Genomic DNA, 1,269 nt, shown 5'->3' on the forward strand with positions numbered 1-1,269 from the left:
ATTGTAGTGGCATAGTTAATTTGGCCACCCATTAAGAAAGAAATGTTATGCTAATAAGCATACAAATTTGGGTGAAAAAATGACGAAATTAAAACGTGCAACGTATTCTGCTGCAATCAAATTAGAAACAGCTCAGCTTGTAGTTGACCAAGGCTACACACAAGAAGATGCAGCTAAGGCGATGGGTGTTGGTAAATCAACTGTAAGTAAATGGGTCACTCAATTAAAGCAAGAACGGAATGGCCAGACACCCACAGCGTCACCAATGACACCCGAACAAATTGAAATTCGTGAGCTTAAAAAGCAAATTCAACGCATTGAATTAGAAAAGGATATATTAAAAAAGGCTACCGCTCTCTTGATGTCCGACTCCCTGAACAATTCTCATTAATTGAGAAGTTAAATCAACGAGAGCGTTACCCAATTAGCGTGTTGTGTAGCGTATTCAATGTGCATCGCAGCAGCTATAAATATTGGGCCATACGGGATACAACGCCTACACCAGAGCAAATAAGGCTAGAAGCGGAAGTTAAAGCCATACATGCAATGAGCGGCGGTTCAGCTGGGGCACGGACAATCGCGGCAATCGCAACGAATAACGATTTTGAATTAAGCCGTTATCGCGCCGCTAAGCTGATGGTTAAACTAAAACTAGAGAGCTGCCAAGTACCACAACATCAATATAAACGGGGTGGTAATGAGCATCTTGAAATCCCAAATTTGTTAGATAGGCAGTTTGATGTTGTTAAGCCGAATACGGTTTGGTGCGGTGATGTGACGTATATTTGGACAGGCAATCGCTGGGCCTATTTAGCGGTCGTTGTTGATTTATTTGCACGTAAAGTCGTTGGTTGGGCAATGTCGCTGTCGCCAGATACTAACTTAACGCTAAAAGCGCTTGAACTCGCTTATGAAAGCAGAGGCAAACCAAGTGGATTGATGTTTCACTCAGACCAAGGAAGCCACTATACAAGCTTGAAGTACCGCCAACGTTTATGGCGCTATAAAATCACACAAAGTATGAGCAGGCGCGGGAATTGTTGGGATAATGCGCCAATGGAGCGATTTTTTAGAAGCTTTAAAACGGAGTGGATGCCAAAGGTTGGATACGAAAACTTTAAAGATGCTAAATATAGTGTGAGTGATTATATCAACGGGTATTACAACAACGTTAGGCCACATCATTATAATGCTGGTTTAGCACCAAATGAATCTGAGGTTATATACCAAGATTCTAAAACTGTGGCCAAAATTAGTTGACCACTACAG

At 41.8% G+C, this 1,269-nt stretch carries 1 protein-coding gene; it reads left to right on the forward strand.

The genetic code is table 11. The annotated features are described in order from the left end of the window. Positions 1-79: 79 nt before the first annotated feature. A protein-coding gene (locus tag GTH32_RS19240) for an IS3 family transposase (protein WP_163088803.1) occupies positions 80-1,260 on the forward strand; the annotation gives its coding sequence in 2 pieces (ribosomal slippage) (positions 80-338 and positions 338-1,260; 1,182 coding nt in all). Positions 1,261-1,269 lie beyond the last annotated feature (9 nt).

The sequence above is a fragment of the Alteromonas profundi genome, assembly GCF_010500865.1.
Taxonomy (GTDB): Bacteria; Pseudomonadota; Gammaproteobacteria; order Enterobacterales; family Alteromonadaceae; genus Alteromonas; species Alteromonas profundi.